We start from the raw sequence: 15,356 nt of genomic DNA on the forward strand, positions 1-15,356 counted from the left end.
GACGTCCGCGACCGGGACGCGGACGGCCCCGGGGACCGCGCGGGCCACCGCGTCCAACGTGCCCTCACCGCCGTCCGCCATGGGCAGGACGACCGCCTCGTCGTGCGGCCGGGCGACGAGCCATCCCGCGGCGAGCGCCTCGGCGGCTGCTTCTGCGTCGATACTGCCTTTGAACGCGTCGGGGGCGAAGACCACGCGCATGGGACTCGGTCGCCTCTCGGTTGGGGGACGGTGCATGGCCATGGGGTCGCCGCGCGGGTGGATTCGGTGTCGGCGAGCCGTGGTCGTAGGCGCTACACCACGTGCTCGACGTACCGCCGCTTCATCGTTGCCACCACCGCGTCCTGGTCGGCGGCCCAGACGTCGGCGTTGAAGATCTCCACCTCGATGTCGCCCTGGTAGCCCGCGGCGTGGACCAGATGGGTGATCGCGCGGAAGTCGATCACGCCGTCGCCCATCATGCCGCGGGCCAGCAGGTTGTCGGCCGGCATGGGGAGGATCCAGTCGCAGACCTGGAAGGACGCGATGCGGTCGGCGGCCCGCGCGATGGCTTGGGGCAGTTGGGGATCCCACCACACGTGGAACGTGTCCACCACTACGCCGACTTGCGCTGCCGGGTGCGCCTGGGCGAGGTCGATCGCCTGGTCGAGGGTGGAGAGGACGGCGCGGTCGGCGCAGTACATCGGGTGCAGCGGTTCCAGCGCCAAGCGCACGCCGTGCCGGCCCGCGTACGGCGCCAGTTCCGCCAGCGCGTCGGCGACGCGTTCCCGTGCGGCGGTCAGGTCCCGGTCTCCGTCGGGCAGGCCGCCGACGACCAGCACAAGGCAGGGCGCGCCGACTTCGGCAGCCTCCTCGATCGCGCGCCGGTTGTCCGCCAACGCCTCGGCCCGTGGCGCTGGTTCGCGTGCGGTCAGGAACCCGCCTCGGCACAGCGACGAGATGCGCAGGCCCGCGTCGCGGACGATGCGTGCCGCCTCGGCGGCCCCTGTCTCGGCGACCTTGTCGCGCCACAGGCCGATCGACGGCACTCCCGCGCGAACGCAGCCGTCGACCGCCTCGCGCAGTGACCACCCGCGGGTCGTCCACTGGTTCAGTGAGAGCCGGGCCAGCCGCGGATCACCCGGCGGAGGCGTGGGCACGCGCGCGGGCTGACCGCTGGGGACGTCGACGGCGGATGCGGAAGGGGAGTCGGCGCTCATCCGTGCACCCCCGTGACGGTGAGCAGCGTCCGCATTCGTGCGAGTGCCAGGTCGGGGTCAGGGAACAGCCCAGCTGCGTCCGCGAGTTGGTACGCCTTGGCCAGGTGGGGGAGAGAGCGTGCCGATTGCGCGCCGTTGACCATGACGAAGGCGTCCTGGAGCCCGGCCAGCCAGGCCAGGAACACGATGCCGGTCTTGTAGTGGTAGGTCGGCGTGCCGAAGAGGTGCCTGGACAGGGGCACCGTGGGCGCGAGGAGCCCGGTGTAGGTGTCCAGGTCGTCCGAGTCCAGGGCGCGCAGCGCGCCTGCGGCGACCGGGGCGATGGCGTCGAAGATGCCGAGCAGCGCGTGGCTGAACCGTCCGTCGGCGCCGCGGATCAGCTCCGGGTAGTGGAAGTCGTCGCCGGTGTAGAGCCTCACGCCGTCGGGGAGTTCGGCGCGGAGCCGCACCTCGTGGTCGCGGTCGAGCAGCGAGACTTTCACCCCGTCGACGCGGTCGGCATGGGCGCGGATCACGTCCAGGAAGGTGCTGGTCGCCGTGTCGATGTCGGCGCTGCCCCAATAGCCGGCCATCGCCGGGTCGAAGACCTCGCCCAGCCAGTGCAGGACGACCGGACGGCGCACCTGACCGAGCAGCGTCCCGTACACCCGGTGATAGTCGTCGGCTCCCGACGCCGCCGCGGCGAGCTGCCGCGAGGCCATCACGACGGCTTTCGCGCCGGACTCCTCGACGAGCGCGAGCTGTTCGCCGTATGCCTCGATCACCTGGTCGACCATGAGCACCGCGTCGGCGTGGTCGGTCCCGGCGCCGCAGGCGAGCAGGTCGTACGGCTCGCCGTGAGCCCGTGCCTCGTTCGCGCTGCGCCGGATCAGTTCGGCGGTCGCGGGCCAGTCCAACCCCATGTTGCGCTGTGCGGTGTCCATCGCGTCCGCCACCGCGAACCCGTGCGACCACAGGTGCCGGCGAAAGGCCAGCGTCGCGTCCCAGTCCAGGCTTGCGGGCAGGCCGGGGGCGTGTGCGGCGAGCGGATCGGCGACCACGTGGGCGGCGGCGTAGGCGGTACGCGAATGAAACGGCGGCCCGCCCGGGGCCGCGCCCAGATAGACGCCCTTGGGCGTGAACGGCTCCAAGGCGCCGTTCTCGCCAGGCAGAAGGATGCGGGAGGTGGTCACGCGCCGTCCCCGATCCGCGGCAGTTGCACGCGGCGGCCCTCGGCGGAGGACAGGAGTCCGCTCTCGGCGAGGCGTACGCCGCGCGCTCCCGCAAAGAAGTCGTACGGGAAAGGCTCGTCGGCGACCACGTGCCGGACGAACTGCTCCCACTGCACTTTGAATCCGTTGTCGAAGCCCGCGTCGCCCGCGTTGTCGGGCACCTCCTGCCACTGGTCGCGGAAGTTCTCGGTCACCGGAAGGTCCGGATTCCACACGGGAGTCGGCGTGGCCGAGCGGTGTTGGACACGGCAGCGGCGGAGCCCGGCCACCGCGCTGCCCTCGGTGCCGTCCACCTGGAACTCCACGAGTTCGTCGCGGTTGACGCGCACCGTCCACGACGAATTGATCTGCGCGATGATCCCGCCCTCCAGCTCGAAGAAGGCGTAGGCGGCGTCGTCGGCGGTCGCCTCGTACGCCGCGCCGTGCTCGTCCCACCGTGTCGGAATGTGGGTGACCGCCTTGGCGGTGACCGCCTCGACGCGGCCGAACAGGTTCTCCAGGACGTACGACCAGTGGCAGAACATGTCGATGACGATGCCGCCGCCGTCCTGGGACCGGTAGTTCCAGCTCGGGCGCTGCGCGGACTGCCAGTCGCCCTCGAAGACCCAGTAGCCGAACTCGCCGCGCACCGAGAGGATCCGGCCGAAGAAGCCGCCGTCGATCAGCCTGCGCAGCTTGAGCAGGCCGGGCAGGAACAGTTTGTCCTGCACGACGCCGTGCTTGATGCCTGCCGTCTCGGCGGCGTGTGCGAGGCCCAGGGCGGCGTCGAAGCTCTCGGCGGTGGGCTTCTCGGTGTACACGTGCTTGCCGGCGGCGATCGCCGCGTGGATTGCGGCCTCCCGAGCGGGGGTGACCTGGGCGTCGAAATACACCGAGTTGGCCGGGTCGGCGAGTGCGGTGTCCAGGTCCGTGGTCCACGAGGCGATGTCGTGCCGCTCGGCCATCGTGCTCAGCTTGGCCGCGTCGCGGCCGACCAGTACCGGTTCGAGGACCACGCGCGAACCGTCGGGGAGGGCGACGCCGCCTTGCTCGCGGATCGCCAGCACCGAGCGGACGAGATGCTGGCGGTAGCCCATCCGGCCGGTGACGCCGTTCATCACGACGCCGAGTGTGTGCGTGGTCATGGGTTCCTCTCGAACAGGAGAAGGCGCGGTACGTGGGTCGACGCGCCGGTTTCGGGGAGCGCACGCGCCGCTCGAAGGCGGGCGCCACGGCTTCACGGGGCCGCATCGTGGCACGGTGACCCACATCGGGAAAGCGCTTTCCCAAAACGTAGAGCGCCCGGCGGATGCGGTCAAGAGAAGAGCCGAGAAGACAGCCAAGTTCACCGTGGAGTCCGTGCTCTTCGAAGCACTGATCGGGCATCTTCTTGGGAATGCGCTTTCCCATGGATAGTCTGGTCTCGTGCCCACCACTGCCGCCGACGGCTCCGCTCCCGGACCTGGAGGTCCCACGCCCCGGCCCGCGGGCCCTGTCACGCTCCAGCAGGTCGCCGACCTCGCCGGAGTCTCGCCGGCCACGGCATCGCGGGCACTGCACGGAAGCACCGGCAGCCGCGTCGTCGGCGAGCAGCTGCGTGAGAAGGTCCTCGCCGCGGCCCGCGAACTGCGGTACGTCTCCAACGCCCCCGCGCAGGCGCTCGCCCGCTCGACGACGTCACTGGTGGGTGTGGTGGTCCACGACGTCGCCGACCCCTATTTCGCGGCCATCAGTGCCGGGGCAATGGGCGTGGCGCGCGAGCACGGGCTCCTGGTGATGCTGGCCGCGACGTTCCGCAGTCCCGAACTCGAACTCGACTACCTGGCCCGGCTGCGCGCCCAGCGCGCTCGCGCCGTCATCCTGTCCGGCAGTGGCTTCGCCGACCGCAGCTACACCAGTCGGCTCGCCGCGGAGGTTGAGTCCTACCGCGCCGACGGGGGCCATGTGGTCACCATCGGGCCCCACGGCATTGACACCGACTCCGTCAATCCCGCCAACCGCGCGGGCGCCGCTCTCGCGGTGCGGCACCTGCACGGGCTCGGCCACCGCCGGTTCGGCGTGGTCTCCGGCCCGCGCTCGCTGACCGGCGTACGCGACCGGCTGGACGGCGCGCGCCGTCAATTGCGTTCCCTGGACATCGCGTTGCCTCCGGCGAACATCGTCGACGGAGGTTTCGCCCGGGACGAGGCGCGGGGCGCCACGCGGGCCCTCTTCAGCCGCGCTCCCGACGTGACAGCAGTCGTGGTGCTGAACGACGTCATGGCGGCGGGAGTGCTCGCCGCCCTGCGCGACGACCTCGGCCTGCGCGTACCGGAGCAGGTATCGGTGGTGGGCTTCGACGACCTGCCGTTCGCCGCCGACCTCCACCCCGCGCTGACGACCGTGCGACTGCCCTTGACGGAGATCGGTGCGCAGGCCATGGAGATGATCCTGACCGGCCCCACGATCGCACCCCGTGCGGTCGCCGTCGACGGAGAACTGGTGGTCAGGGGGAGCACGGCTCACGTCAGGCGGTGAAAACCGTTCCGTCCGGCAGCCGCACCGCTGCCGTGCCGTCGGCCGCCACCTCGGCGCGGCACGTCGCGGCCAGCGCGTCGGGGTGGACGGGGTCACCCGAAAGCACGACGAGTGTGACGAAGACTCCGATGGCATCCCGGACAACATCGCCGTACAGAACGGGAACGGCGGAACAGGACCCGAAGGCGTTCGCCCCCACATTGTGCGCCACCTCGGCGCGCTGCCAGCCGTGCAGGCCGACGACCACGCTGTGCACGCCGTCCGAGATACGGGCACCGGCCCACGGGACGCCCCCCGCAGCCACGAGGTCGGCCTGGTGTCCTGCCGCATCGTCCTCCAATATGTCGGCATCACCAGCCCACGTGTGCGTTCCGGTGTAGTCGACCGGAGGACGCGCGTCGGCCACCGAGTAACCCCCCTCGCGCACTTCGACTGCCACACCCGCTGCCGCACCCGTCAGGTCGACCCGGTGCACCCGGACCTCCCACGGTCCGTGCGCGAACGACGTCGTCTCCACCGTCACTTCGCGCCCGTCGGCGGCAGCGTCGACATCCCGTGCGCCGGCCACCGAGATCGGTGCCGTGTGTCGGGACGCCGCACCGCGCTCCGTGACGCGGACCGGTTCGATCCGCCGACGCCGCGTCGGCGTCCCGTCCGCGCCGAGCACGGCGAAATGGTTGTCGAGGGCGCGAGCCCATGCGCCGGCCGCCGCGTCGGGCGCGGTCCGAGTGGAGTACGCGAGCTTGCTGTAGTGGGGATCGTCGACCTGCGGTGCGGGCGCCGGGTAGTTGTAGTCGCTGCCGTGGTTGAGCAGGCGGACGATGCCGTCGTCGCGCGTGCCGTGCAGCAGCCAACCCGGCTCGGGCAGGGCGAGGCGGGTGTCCGACTCCTCGACCGGCAGCGCGGCCTCGGTCGCCGTCCATACCGGGTGCTCGGCCGGGAGTAGCAGACCGAGAAAACCCTTCGATGCCCAGTAGGGCGACGCCGGGCCCGAGTACGGCTGGGTCGCGGGCAGGAACGGTTCATACCAGCCGAGGCCGAGCAGCCCGCGTTCATCCGGCACCCCGCGCTCGACGAAGTGCCGCAGCGCGCCGGACGCGATGCGCCGAGTCAGGCCCGGGTCGAGCGGAGTGGCGTCGGCGAGCGCCCCCACCCACACCGGCGTCACGGCGGCGAAGCGATACGTCAGGGATCGCCCCTGGTGCATGGGCGCTCCATCCGCGCCGAAGAAGTACGGGTATGCGGCGAGGAGTTCTGTCAGGCGCTCGCGGTGCACCCGTACGCGTTCCGGGTCCGCTCCGGCGCCGGCGATGCGCGCCCAGAGCAGCGGATACAGGTGCAGGGCCCAGCCGTTGTAGTAGTCGAAATGGCGTCCGGGGCCGTCGGTGTACCACCCGTTGCCGCGGTACCAGTCGTCGAGCCGGTCCAGGCCTTCGTCGATGGCGTCCTGGTCGTGCGGCGCCCCGACCGAGGCGAGGAACTGCTCGGTCACGACCTTGAACAGCCGCCAGTTGTTGTCCGGGACGGCCTTGCCGCGGAAGGCGGAGAGCCAGTCGACCAGGTTGGCGCGCACCTTGTCGTCCAGCCGGTCCCACAACCACGGGCGGGTCTCGTGCAGGCCGATGACGATCGAGGCGGCCTCGACGAGCTGCTGGGTCATGTCGCCCATGAGCGGCCAGGCCTCGTCACTCGCGGGGTCGGTGCCCGCGTCGAGTCCGGCGGCGTAGCGCTCGACCAGGTCGGGGACCGCTCCCTGAGCGCCGGCGATCCGGAAGGCGGCGAGCAGGAACGTGCGGGCGTATCCCTCCAGTCCGTCCGCGTGCACACCCGCGCCGCCGGTGCGTCCGGGCAGCCGGTATTGGGCCAGGCGCGGGCTCGCGTACGGCAGTACGCCCGCCAGCAGCCGGTCCGCGACCGCCTCCCAGTGGGCGCGGGTCCAGCCGGTGCGCGGGGAGACCAGGCGGTCCATCGGCGGGAGCGGAAGGTAGGGCGGCACGGCCATGGGATCCGTCCTGGAGAGCGGGTGGCGGGAGAGGGGGTCGGCGAGTGCGGCCGCGTCGCGGCGTGAAGGGGGCGTCGTCGGGGAGCAATCGATGTGTCGTGCGGTCCGCGGCGGATCAGTGGTCAGCCGGCTCTCGACCGCTGATCCACCCAGGCGCGGGCGCCGGGCAGGACCGCGTCGAGATCGGCGACATGCGGGTACCACGCCCGCTCCCACTCCAGGGACACCCAGCCGTGCCAGGCGCGTTCGTCCAGCGCACGGCCGATCACGTCGAGCGGGACCGCACCGCTGCCGAGCAGGACGGGAGTCGTGTCGGACGCCGACACCGCGTCTTTGATCTGTACGTAGCCGAGCAGGCCGTCGAGTGCCTGCGCGGTCTCGTCCGGCTGCTCGCCGTGACGCCAGGGATGCAGCGCGTCCCAGATGGCGGCCACGGCCCGCTCACCGGTGAAAGGCCGCAGCAGCGAGGCGACCGCGGCTCCGGTGGGGTGGGAGTCGTGCGTCTCCAGCAGCAGGGTGACGCCGTTCGCGGCAGCTTCCGGAAGGAGCGCGGAGAGCCGACGCTCGGCACGGTCCGCGTCGCCGTGGTCCTCTCCGCCTGTGCCGCCGCCTGTGCCGCCGGGGAACACGCGCACGGCCGGGGCCCCGAGATCGTAGGCGAGCTCGATCAGCGCCCGCAGCTCCGTCAACACCGCCGCGTCCGGGACGTCGGCGCAGATTCGGGCGTACCCGGCCAGGCACGGCAGCGCGAGGCCTTCGCCGGAGGCCTGGTCGCGGATGTCGCGGCGTTCGCGCGCGGACAGGTCGGTGCGTACCGACTCGTCCGCGTGCACGCGCAGTTCGATCCCCGTGCAGCCGTGCCGCAGCGCGCGGTCGACGTGCTCGGCCACCGGGCGTCCGGGAGCGCCGAGTGTGCTGAACGCCCAGGGCATGGGCTGGGTCATGCGCATTCTCCGACCTGACGAAGTCGCGGGGGTGGGCCCGTCCGGGCCCATCCGGCGCGGTCGGCATGAGGCATCCGGCGCGGGCGCCCAGGATGAACCCGCCGGGTCTGTGCGCGGCCGAGGATGCCCCGGCAGTACGCCGGAGGGCGGCAGCGGGCGGAGTGCGCGCCCGATCGCCGACCGGGCCGCCGACGGGAACGCGCTTTCCAGATGTGGAGGCTAGGCGGCCCCGCGCCGAGCGGTCAAGAGCGGAAACGCTCGCATCTGCCTGTTTACACCGCCCTTCGCATCGAGAATGATCGCTTCTGCCCGGTTGACCGTCGTGGGTCACGGGTGTCTTTTCGGCGGCCGCACATCACCGAGCGGCCCGGTGACTGGGGGATGCATGCGTCTCGCGCGCGAACGGCACGAGTTCATACTCCGCGAGCTGCAGCTCAAAGGCAGCGTACGGGTCGCCGACCTGGTGACCGCCCTGGACTCTTCCGAGGCCACGTTGCGGCGCGACATCCGCGAACTGGCCGACGCGGGCCTGCTGACCCGTGTGCACGGAGGCGCGGTGGCCGCCCCCGCCGAACCGCCCGGCACCGCGGCACCGATCCCGGTCGGGATAGTCGTGCCGTCCACGACGTTCTACTACCCCGGAGTGATCCGCGGGGCCGAGAAGGCCGCGACCGCCCACGGCGTCCGCCTGGTGCTCGGGGTGTCCCACTACCGCCCCGACGAGGAGCGGGAACGGGTCGCCCAACTCCTCGCGCTCGGCGTACGCGGCCTGCTGCTGGCCGCCGCGCAAGGGTCCTCGGCGGCCGCCGAACTGGGCGCGTGGCTGGACACCCTGAACGTGCCCGTGGTGCTCATGGAACGCACGGTCGGATACGCGCACACCACCCGCGACGTGGACTACGTGCGTACCGACCACGCCCAGGGCACGCTGCTCGCGCTGCGGCACTTCGCCGCGCTCGGGCACCGCAAGGTTGCGCTTGCGCTGGACCCGGCCACCCCCACGGAGTTCTGGCTGCGCCGAGGCTACGCCGAGGCCGTCGAACAGCTCGGGCTGGACGCCGACGCCCCGGACGTCCCGGTGCCGGACGGCGCCAAGGACCCCGACGGGTTGCGCTCGGCACTGGAACGCCTGCTGCGCGAGTGCCGCGAGACCGGCGCCACCGCCGCGTTCGTGCACAGCGACAACCAGGCGACCCGACTGGTCGAGGCGGCCATCGCGGAAGGCCTGCGGGTTCCGGAGGACCTGGCGGTCATCGCGTATGACGACGAGATCGCGGCACTCGGCCCGGTGCCGCTCACCGCGGTCAGCCCGCCGAAGTACGACGTCGGCGAGCAGGCGGTGCGGGCGATGGCCCGCCGACTCGCTCCGCACCCCGGGACCGCGGTCACCCCGCACAACCTGACGCTGCTCCCGCGGCTCACCATCCGCGAGTCGTGCGGGAAGCGGCTGATCGGTTGATCGCTTCTGACTGTTTGCTATCGGATCCGTTGACGTTGCATCAGTGTTTCGTTTCTATTACCGCACTTGAGACCGGCCCCACCCCCAGGTCACGCCAAGTGCGGCGGGATTCCAGGGGGTTGTCCGGTGCTGCCGGTGAAGCGAAGGAGCGGTCATGAAAACGATCAGAACCCGATGGATGGCGAGCGCGCTGGTGGCGGTCTCGCTGCTGGTGAGCGCCGGCTGCGCCGCCGACGGGGACGGCAAGAGCGGTTCCGACGCGAGCGCGTCCGGCGGCGGCGCGGCCGGCAAGAAGACCACCATCACATTCTGGTCGTGGATCGGCGGCATCGAGGAGGTCGTCAAGACCTTCAACGCGAGCCAGAACGACATCGAGGTCAAGCTCGAGGTGACCCCGAGCGGTGTAGCCGGCGGCTACCTCAAGCTCACCAACGCGATCACCGCGGGCAACGCGCCGGACCTGGCGACGATCGAGTACACCAACCTGCCGGAGTACGTGAGCCAGGGCGGCCTGCAGCCGATCGGGAACCTCGTGGACGCCTCGGTCCTCAAGGACTACCCCAAGGCGATCACCGACCAGGCCACCTTCGACGGCAAGGTGTGGGGGATGCCGTACGACGCGACGCCGATGGTCATGTACTACCGCAAGGACCTGCTTGCCCAGCACGGCATCGAGGTCCCGCGTACCTGGGACGACTACGCGAAGGCCGCCGCCAAGTTCCACACCGAGGACCCGGCCGGTTACCTCGGCTCGTACTTCCCGAACGAGCCGACCCAGCTCGCCGCCTACAGCTGGGCCGCGGGGGCCAAGTGGTTCGGCACCGCGAACAACGCGTGGCAGGTGAACCTCACCGACCCGAAGACCACTGAGGTGGGCGCGTACTGGCAGAAGCTCAAGGACGACAAGACGGTCCTCGTCGAGAAGTCCTGGAGTGAGAACTGGGGCAAGATGCTCAAGACCGACAAGCTCGCCACGGTCATCGGGCCGCCGTGGGCGGCGAACAACCTCGCCGCGAACACGGCCGGGCAGACCGACAAGTGGGCGGTCGCGCCGCTGCCGTCGTTCGACGGCAAGGCGTCCTCCGGCTTCTGGGGCGGCAGCACCTTCGCGGTGAGCAAGGACAGCAAGAACGCGAAGGCCGCGGCGACGTTCGCGACCTGGCTCACCCACGCGCCGGAGAGCATCAACGCGCGTACCAGCAACGGCAGGGCCGTCTATCCGGCGCACCCGGCCGCGTACGAGGTCGCCGCGAAGAACTTCAAGAGCGACCTGTTCGGCACCCAGGACATCTTCCAGGTCTTCAAGGCCGCCGACGCGTCGGTGCCGACCGGCTGGATGTGGGGGCCCGCGATGAACGTGACCGCCACGACGCTGGGTGACGAGCAGAACAGCCACTCGATCCCTGACGCCTTCAAGGCGTCGCAGCAGGCCACCATCGACGCAATGCGCAAGCGCAATCTGAATGTGACGGGCGGCTGACCATGCCCATCCTTTCGCCGAAACGGCCCGGTGCCGCACGGCGGAGGCGCGGACGGAGCCAGGGGGTGGCGGCGTTCCTCCTCCTGGCACCATTCTTCGCGGTCTTCGTGGTCGCCCTCGTCGCCCCGCTCGTCTACGCGGTGGACCTCAGCTTCTTCACCGAGCGCAGCTCGGGCCTCGGCTTCGGAGGCTCGGAAAAGGTGTTCCACGGCCTGGGCAACTACCGGGACGCGCTGACATCCGAGCACTTCCAGGACGGCTTCGTCACCCTGGCCATGTACTGCGTCATCTACATTCCGGTCATGGTCGGGCTCGCCGCCCTGTTCGCACTGCTGATCGACGCGACCACCACGCGGGCCGGGAAATTTTTCCAGCTCACGCTGTTCCTGCCGCACGCCGTCCCGGAGATCATCGCCGGCCTGATCTGGGCCTACCTGTACACCCCGGGCATCAGCCCCGTGCTCGGCGTGCTGTCCGACGGCGGCATCGAGATCGACATGCTCGGCCGCTCCTGGGTGCTGCCCGGCGTCATCAACATCTCCGTGTGGATGTGGACCGGCTACAACATGGTCATCCTCTACACCGCGCTCAAGGCGATCCCCAACGAGACCCTCGAGGCCGCCCGCGTCGACGGTGCGAGCGGCTGGACCGTCGCCACCCGCATCAAGCTCCCGATGATCCGTCAGGCCATGGGCGTAGTCGTGCTGTTCACCGTCATCGGCTCGCTCCAGATGTTCAACTCGCCGATGGTCATGCGGTCCGCGGGCAGCGCGCTGGACGCCGATTACTCGCCCGCCATGTTCATCTACCACACCGCTTTCGGCGTCAACGACATCGGCGTCGCCGCCGCCGCGTCCATCCTCCTGGCCGTGGCCGCCGGAGTGCTCTCGTGGACGGTCACCCGGATCGCCGGGCGCAAGGAGTCGATGTGAGCCTCACCCACCGACGCAGCGACCGCTCCACCCGCCGCCGGCCCGCCGCGCCCGCCCCGGCGACAGGCACCGACGGACCGCGGCGTGCGGACCGTTCGCCCGGCGCGTCCCGGCGCAATCCCGCCTGGGCGTCCAAAAGCGCCGTCAACGCCATCCTCGTCATCGGCGCGCTCTACTCGGTCTTCCCGCTCATCTGGCTGGTCACCGCCGCCGCGAAGAGCCCGAACAACCTGCTCGGCACCTCGATGTTCCAGGTCGACGGCGCCGCGATCGGCGACAACATCCAGCGCGTCCTCGACCAGGACGACGGCATCTTCCTGACCTGGTTCGGCAACAGCTTCCTGTACGCCGGAGCGGGCGCGCTCGGCAGCACGATCATCTGCGTCGCCGCCGGATACGCCTTCGACAAGTACCGCTTCCCGTTCCGCGAGAAGCTCTTCGGCTTCGTGCTGGTCGGCGTACTGGTGCCGGTCTCCGCACTGGCGCTGCCGATGTACCTGCTGGCGTCCAAGGCCGGGGTCAACAACTCGTACTGGGCGGTCTTCGTGCCGTCCCTGCTCAACCCCTTCGGCGTCTACCTCGCCCGGATCTTCTCCCGCAGCTACATCCCCGACGAGGTCATCGAGGCAGCGCGCATGGACGGCGCCTCCGACCTGCGGGTCTTCCGCTCCGTCGGACTACCCATGATGGTCCCCGGGTTCGTGACCATCTTCCTGTTCCAATTCGTCACCATCTGGAACAATTTCTTCCTGCCCCTGGTGATGCTCTCCGACCGCAAACTGTTCCCGGTCAGCCTCGGCCTCTACACCTGGAACGGAAACACCACCCAGTCACCCGAGTTCTACCCGCTCGTGATCACCGGCTCGCTGCTCGCGGTACTCCCGCTGATCGTCGCCTTCATCGCACTGCAGCGCTACTGGCGCTCCGGCCTGACCATGGGAAGCGTCAAGTGAACCGTCCCCGCGCAGCGTTGGCGATGGCTCCCACCGTCGCCGAACGCCTCTTCGGCCCGCGCGAGCGAGCCCGTCTGACCGAACTGGCACACATCGACCCCGAACAGGTCCTCACCGACTTCGCCGACCCGGCCGCCCGCGCCGTGCTCGCCGAAACCGAAGTCCTGATCACCGGCTGGCAGAGCCCCCTCCTCGACGTCGAGGCACTGCGCGCCGCACCGAATCTGCGCGCCGTCGTCCACGCGGCAGGCTCGGTCAAGGGCCACCTCGCCCCCGAGGTCTGGGAACGCGGCATCACCGTCACCGCCGCCGCCGCCGGAAACGCCTTGCCCGTTGCCGAATTCACCCTCGCGGCCATCCTGTTCGCCAACAAACGCGTACTGCCCATAGCCGACGCCTACCGTGCCGGACGCACCGCACAGGACTGGCACGCCCGCTTCCCCGAGATGGGCAACCTGGGCAAACGCGTCGGCATCGTCGGGGCGTCACGAATCGGGCGCCGCGTCATCGAACTGCTGCGCCCGTTCGACCTGGAGATTGTCGTCAGCGACCCCTACCTGTCCGCCGAGGAGGCCCGCGCGCTCGGCGTCCAGGCACTCACCCTCGACGAACTCTGCGCCACCAGCGACGTCGTCTCCCTGCACGCCCCCGACCTCCCGGAGACCCGCCATCTGATAGACCGCCGCCGCCTCGCCCACTTCCGCGACGGCGCCACCCTCATCAACACCGCCCGTGGCGCCCTCGTCGACGAACGCGCCCTGGTCGACGAGATCCGCGCCGAACGCCTCTACGCGGTCCTCGACGTCACCGACCCGTGGACTCTCCCCGCCGACTCCCCGCTCTACGACCACCCGCGCGTCCTGCTCACCCCCCACATCGCCGGATCACTCGGCACCGAACTGAACCGGCTCGCCACCACGGCCCTGGACGAACTCGCCCGCTACACCCGCGGGGAGCCCTTCAGCGAACAGGTCCTCGCAGAAGACCTGTTCGTGATCGCCTGAGGCAGGCGTGGCCGCCGGGGCCCGGAGCACCGGCCCCTGGCGGCCACGGACTGTCGGCAGTTCGGCACATCCGGTTCCAGGAGCAGATCTACGGCGCCTGGGCCAACACCCACTCGTCCTGTTCGCCGACTGCGCGGAACGGGCCCAGCGGCTGCGAGCGCAGGGCGCCGAGGTCGTGTTCGTCGCAGGCACCGAACCGAGCGTCATGAACCACGGGTTCCTCGAAGGCGCCGGCACCGAGGAGCGGATCGCCCGGCCGCTGGGCGACCGGCCACACGACCTCGACCTCGCCGGCCTCGGCATCGTCAAGGTCCTGGCGGACGGCCGCGGCGACTCGTACCCCGACCTGCCCTGGGAGCCCAAGGCCGCCTTCGCCGCGGTCGCGGACCACCACCGCGACTGAGCTCTCACCACCGCTTCCGGGAGCGCTCGCGATAATGACCGAACAACGGTCATGCCCGGAGCCGGTCCATGGCGTGACCCACGAGCACCAGGGAAGTTCCATGTCGCGCTACGCCTTCGACCCCGCTCGTCACGAACTGCAGATCGCGTACGCCACCGGATCCGGGGACACGAGCGGGCCCGTCGCCGCTCTCCCCGGCACGGTCGACGCCGCCACGGCCCTGGCTCTCGCCCGCGAACTCACGCGTCTGGCCGAGGCCGCGTGGCGTACGTACACGCACCCTTCCAGCGCGGCCGACGACCACGACGCGGACAGCGAAGGCCGGCGACGCGACGAGGAACGCCGGCAGTTCGCCGACGTCGCCAACGCCGTCACGGAACCGAACCTGCCGGACGAGGCCGGCGGGCTCGACGTCCTGTACAGCCCCCTCGGTGAGTACGCCCACCGCGTCGGCCGCATCCTCCACCGCATCGGCTACCAGACGCTGACGGACGCGGTGGTGACCGAGGTTTCCGCCGAACTCCAGGCCGTCGAACACGCCGAACTCGGCGAACTCCAAGGCCGCGCCCGCCAGGCCGTCGTCCTCAGCCGCGAAGACGCCTCACCGCTGCAGGTCGCCGCCGCCGATCGCCTCTTGCACGAGAACCCCCTCGGCGCGCACGGGCTGTTCACCGACCTGGAACCCACCGCGGCCGCGGTGGCCGCCGCACACTGGCTCGTGGCGGCCGCGGACGTCGCGTCGGAAGCCAGCGGCATCGCGCCCGTCAGCATCGTCGTCACCGCAAGCGACACGGAATCCCTTCCGCACGAGACCCCCACCCAGCTCCTTGAGCTTGTCCACGCCGGCGTCGCCCCCCGCCAAGCCGTCTGCGGCCTCGTCCGCGGCGCACTCCGCCTCGCGGACGGCCAAGTCCCGGACTACCAGGGCCTGATCGCGCAGATCGCGCACACCGAGCAGCTCATTGCCGAGCACGGGGCCGACGACCCCGTCATCGCCGCCGCCCTGCGGAACGAACTGCGCCTGACCCCGCTCGACCCCTCCCGGCCCGCACCGGACCTCCTCGAAGACCTCCTCGAGGGCATCCGCGCATGCTGGCTCATCTACTCCGAACACGCCGAATTCGACGACGACACCGACTGGGCCGACCTGGCCTCGGACGTCGGTACGGACGAAGGCCAGGACGCCGACGACGCCGACGACCTCCTCGCCCGGGAGTTCATCGAGGCCGTGCGGAGCGCAGCCACGGAATCCCAGGAGCGCCTGAGCTGAAAC

The 15,356-nt window shown here is 70.7% G+C and carries 15 protein-coding genes; 8 read left to right on the forward strand and 7 right to left on the reverse strand.

Translation table 11 applies throughout. The features are described 5' to 3' along the window. The 4 genes from AB0C36_RS34110 to AB0C36_RS34125 all read right to left on the reverse strand — a co-directional run. Window positions 1–201, reverse strand: a 201-nt coding sequence (locus AB0C36_RS34110; RefSeq protein ID WP_358362024.1) for a glycerate kinase, incomplete at its 3' end; no start/stop codon positions are given. A 92-nt stretch (window positions 202–293) separates the two neighbouring features. After that, window positions 294–1,199 carry a sugar phosphate isomerase/epimerase family protein gene (locus AB0C36_RS34115; RefSeq protein ID WP_358362027.1) on the reverse strand — a complete coding sequence of 302 codons (906 nt, stop codon included), beginning with the start codon at window positions 1,197–1,199 and terminating at the stop codon, window positions 294–296. Next, window positions 1,196–2,371 (reverse strand): dihydrodipicolinate synthase family protein, encoded by a 1,176-nt coding sequence (locus AB0C36_RS34120; RefSeq protein ID WP_358362030.1) that lies wholly within the window; start codon window positions 2,369–2,371, stop codon window positions 1,196–1,198. Before AB0C36_RS34120 ends, AB0C36_RS34115 begins: the two co-directional genes overlap by 4 nt. Next, window positions 2,368–3,534: a Gfo/Idh/MocA family protein gene (locus AB0C36_RS34125; protein WP_358362032.1), complete on the reverse strand. Its 1,167-nt coding sequence runs from the start codon at window positions 3,532–3,534 to the stop codon at window positions 2,368–2,370. Before AB0C36_RS34125 ends, AB0C36_RS34120 begins: the two co-directional genes overlap by 4 nt. Before the next feature lie 280 nt (window positions 3,535–3,814). Between AB0C36_RS34125 and AB0C36_RS34130 the strand changes: the two genes are divergently transcribed. Next, window positions 3,815–4,906 carry a LacI family DNA-binding transcriptional regulator gene (locus AB0C36_RS34130; RefSeq protein ID WP_358362035.1) on the forward strand — a complete coding sequence of 364 codons (1,092 nt, stop codon included), beginning with the start codon at window positions 3,815–3,817 and terminating at the stop codon, window positions 4,904–4,906. Here AB0C36_RS34130 and AB0C36_RS34135 read toward each other — a convergent pair. Together AB0C36_RS34135 and AB0C36_RS34140 are read right to left on the reverse strand one after the other, a co-directional pair. Then, complete coding sequence (locus AB0C36_RS34135; RefSeq protein ID WP_358362039.1) at window positions 4,896–6,908, reverse strand: DUF2264 domain-containing protein; 2,013 nt, start codon at window positions 6,906–6,908, stop codon at window positions 4,896–4,898. The two genes, AB0C36_RS34130 and AB0C36_RS34135, sit on opposite strands and share 11 nt — an antisense overlap. Before the next feature lie 122 nt (window positions 6,909–7,030). Further along, window positions 7,031–7,852 (reverse strand): sugar phosphate isomerase/epimerase family protein, encoded by an 822-nt coding sequence (locus tag AB0C36_RS34140; RefSeq protein ID WP_358362041.1) that lies wholly within the window; start codon window positions 7,850–7,852, stop codon window positions 7,031–7,033. A 385-nt stretch (window positions 7,853–8,237) separates the two neighbouring features. Here AB0C36_RS34140 and AB0C36_RS34145 point away from each other — a divergent pair, with 385 nt between their 5' ends. The 5 genes from AB0C36_RS34145 (at window position 8,238) to AB0C36_RS34165 (ending at window position 13,680) form a co-directional block, all read left to right on the forward strand. Beyond that, on the forward strand, window positions 8,238–9,311 hold the full coding sequence (locus AB0C36_RS34145) for a substrate-binding domain-containing protein (protein WP_358362043.1): 1,074 nt from the start codon (window positions 8,238–8,240) through the stop codon (window positions 9,309–9,311). Window positions 9,312–9,465: 154 nt separating this feature from the next. Then, a complete protein-coding gene (locus tag AB0C36_RS34150) occupies window positions 9,466–10,791 on the forward strand; it encodes an ABC transporter substrate-binding protein (protein WP_358362046.1) in 1,326 nt (441 codons plus the stop codon). A 2-nt stretch (window positions 10,792–10,793) separates the two neighbouring features. Further along, window positions 10,794–11,723 carry a carbohydrate ABC transporter permease gene (locus AB0C36_RS34155; protein WP_435839170.1) on the forward strand — a complete coding sequence of 310 codons (930 nt, stop codon included), beginning with the start codon at window positions 10,794–10,796 and terminating at the stop codon, window positions 11,721–11,723. Next, a complete protein-coding gene (locus tag AB0C36_RS34160) occupies window positions 11,720–12,676 on the forward strand; it encodes a carbohydrate ABC transporter permease (RefSeq protein WP_435839171.1) in 957 nt (318 codons plus the stop codon). The genes AB0C36_RS34155 and AB0C36_RS34160 overlap by 4 nt, the downstream gene beginning before the upstream one ends. 23 nt (window positions 12,677–12,699) lie before the next feature. Next, complete coding sequence (locus tag AB0C36_RS34165) at window positions 12,700–13,680, forward strand: hydroxyacid dehydrogenase (RefSeq protein ID WP_358362050.1); 981 nt, start codon at window positions 12,700–12,702, stop codon at window positions 13,678–13,680. An 88-nt stretch (window positions 13,681–13,768) separates the two neighbouring features. On the opposite strand, the gene AB0C36_RS34170 is transcribed toward AB0C36_RS34165, so the two are convergent. Further along, complete coding sequence (locus tag AB0C36_RS34170; protein WP_358362054.1) at window positions 13,769–13,894, reverse strand: hypothetical protein; 126 nt, start codon at window positions 13,892–13,894, stop codon at window positions 13,769–13,771. On the opposite strand from AB0C36_RS34170, the gene AB0C36_RS34175 reads away from it, so the two are divergent. Together AB0C36_RS34175 and AB0C36_RS34180 are read left to right on the forward strand one after the other, a co-directional pair. Then, window positions 13,886–14,083, forward strand: a complete 198-nt coding sequence (locus AB0C36_RS34175; RefSeq protein WP_358362085.1) for a hypothetical protein — start codon at window positions 13,886–13,888, stop codon at window positions 14,081–14,083. The two genes, AB0C36_RS34170 and AB0C36_RS34175, sit on opposite strands and share 9 nt — an antisense overlap. Before the next feature lie 100 nt (window positions 14,084–14,183). After that, window positions 14,184–15,353: a hypothetical protein gene (locus AB0C36_RS34180; RefSeq protein WP_358362056.1), complete on the forward strand. Its 1,170-nt coding sequence runs from the start codon at window positions 14,184–14,186 to the stop codon at window positions 15,351–15,353. The last annotated feature ends 3 nt before the right edge of the window (window positions 15,354–15,356 follow it).

Origin of the sequence: Streptodolium elevatio (assembly GCF_040649515.1) — a bacterium.
GTDB classification, from domain to species: Bacteria; Actinomycetota; Actinomycetes; order Streptomycetales; family Streptomycetaceae; genus Yinghuangia; species Yinghuangia elevatio.

Excerpts from the sequence above, each read along its gene's own strand:
- AB0C36_RS34115 (WP_358362027.1), bottom strand. The coding sequence starts at position 1,199 with ATGAGCGCCGACTCCCCTTCCGCATCCGCCGTCGACGTCCCCAGCGGT.
- AB0C36_RS34125 (WP_358362032.1), bottom strand. The coding sequence starts at position 3,534 with ATGACCACGCACACACTCGGCGTCGTGATGAACGGCGTCACCGGCCGG.
- AB0C36_RS34135 (WP_358362039.1), bottom strand. The coding sequence starts at position 6,908 with ATGGCCGTGCCGCCCTACCTTCCGCTCCCGCCGATGGACCGCCTGGTC.
- AB0C36_RS34140 (WP_358362041.1), bottom strand. The coding sequence starts at position 7,852 with ATGACCCAGCCCATGCCCTGGGCGTTCAGCACACTCGGCGCTCCCGGA.
- AB0C36_RS34145 (WP_358362043.1), top strand. The coding sequence starts at position 8,238 with ATGCGTCTCGCGCGCGAACGGCACGAGTTCATACTCCGCGAGCTGCAG.
- AB0C36_RS34150 (WP_358362046.1), top strand. The coding sequence starts at position 9,466 with ATGAAAACGATCAGAACCCGATGGATGGCGAGCGCGCTGGTGGCGGTC.
- AB0C36_RS34155 (WP_435839170.1), top strand. The coding sequence starts at position 10,794 with ATGCCCATCCTTTCGCCGAAACGGCCCGGTGCCGCACGGCGGAGGCGC.
- AB0C36_RS34165 (WP_358362050.1), top strand. The coding sequence starts at position 12,700 with ATGGCTCCCACCGTCGCCGAACGCCTCTTCGGCCCGCGCGAGCGAGCC.
- AB0C36_RS34175 (WP_358362085.1), top strand. The coding sequence starts at position 13,886 with ATGAACCACGGGTTCCTCGAAGGCGCCGGCACCGAGGAGCGGATCGCC.
- AB0C36_RS34180 (WP_358362056.1), top strand. The coding sequence starts at position 14,184 with ATGTCGCGCTACGCCTTCGACCCCGCTCGTCACGAACTGCAGATCGCG.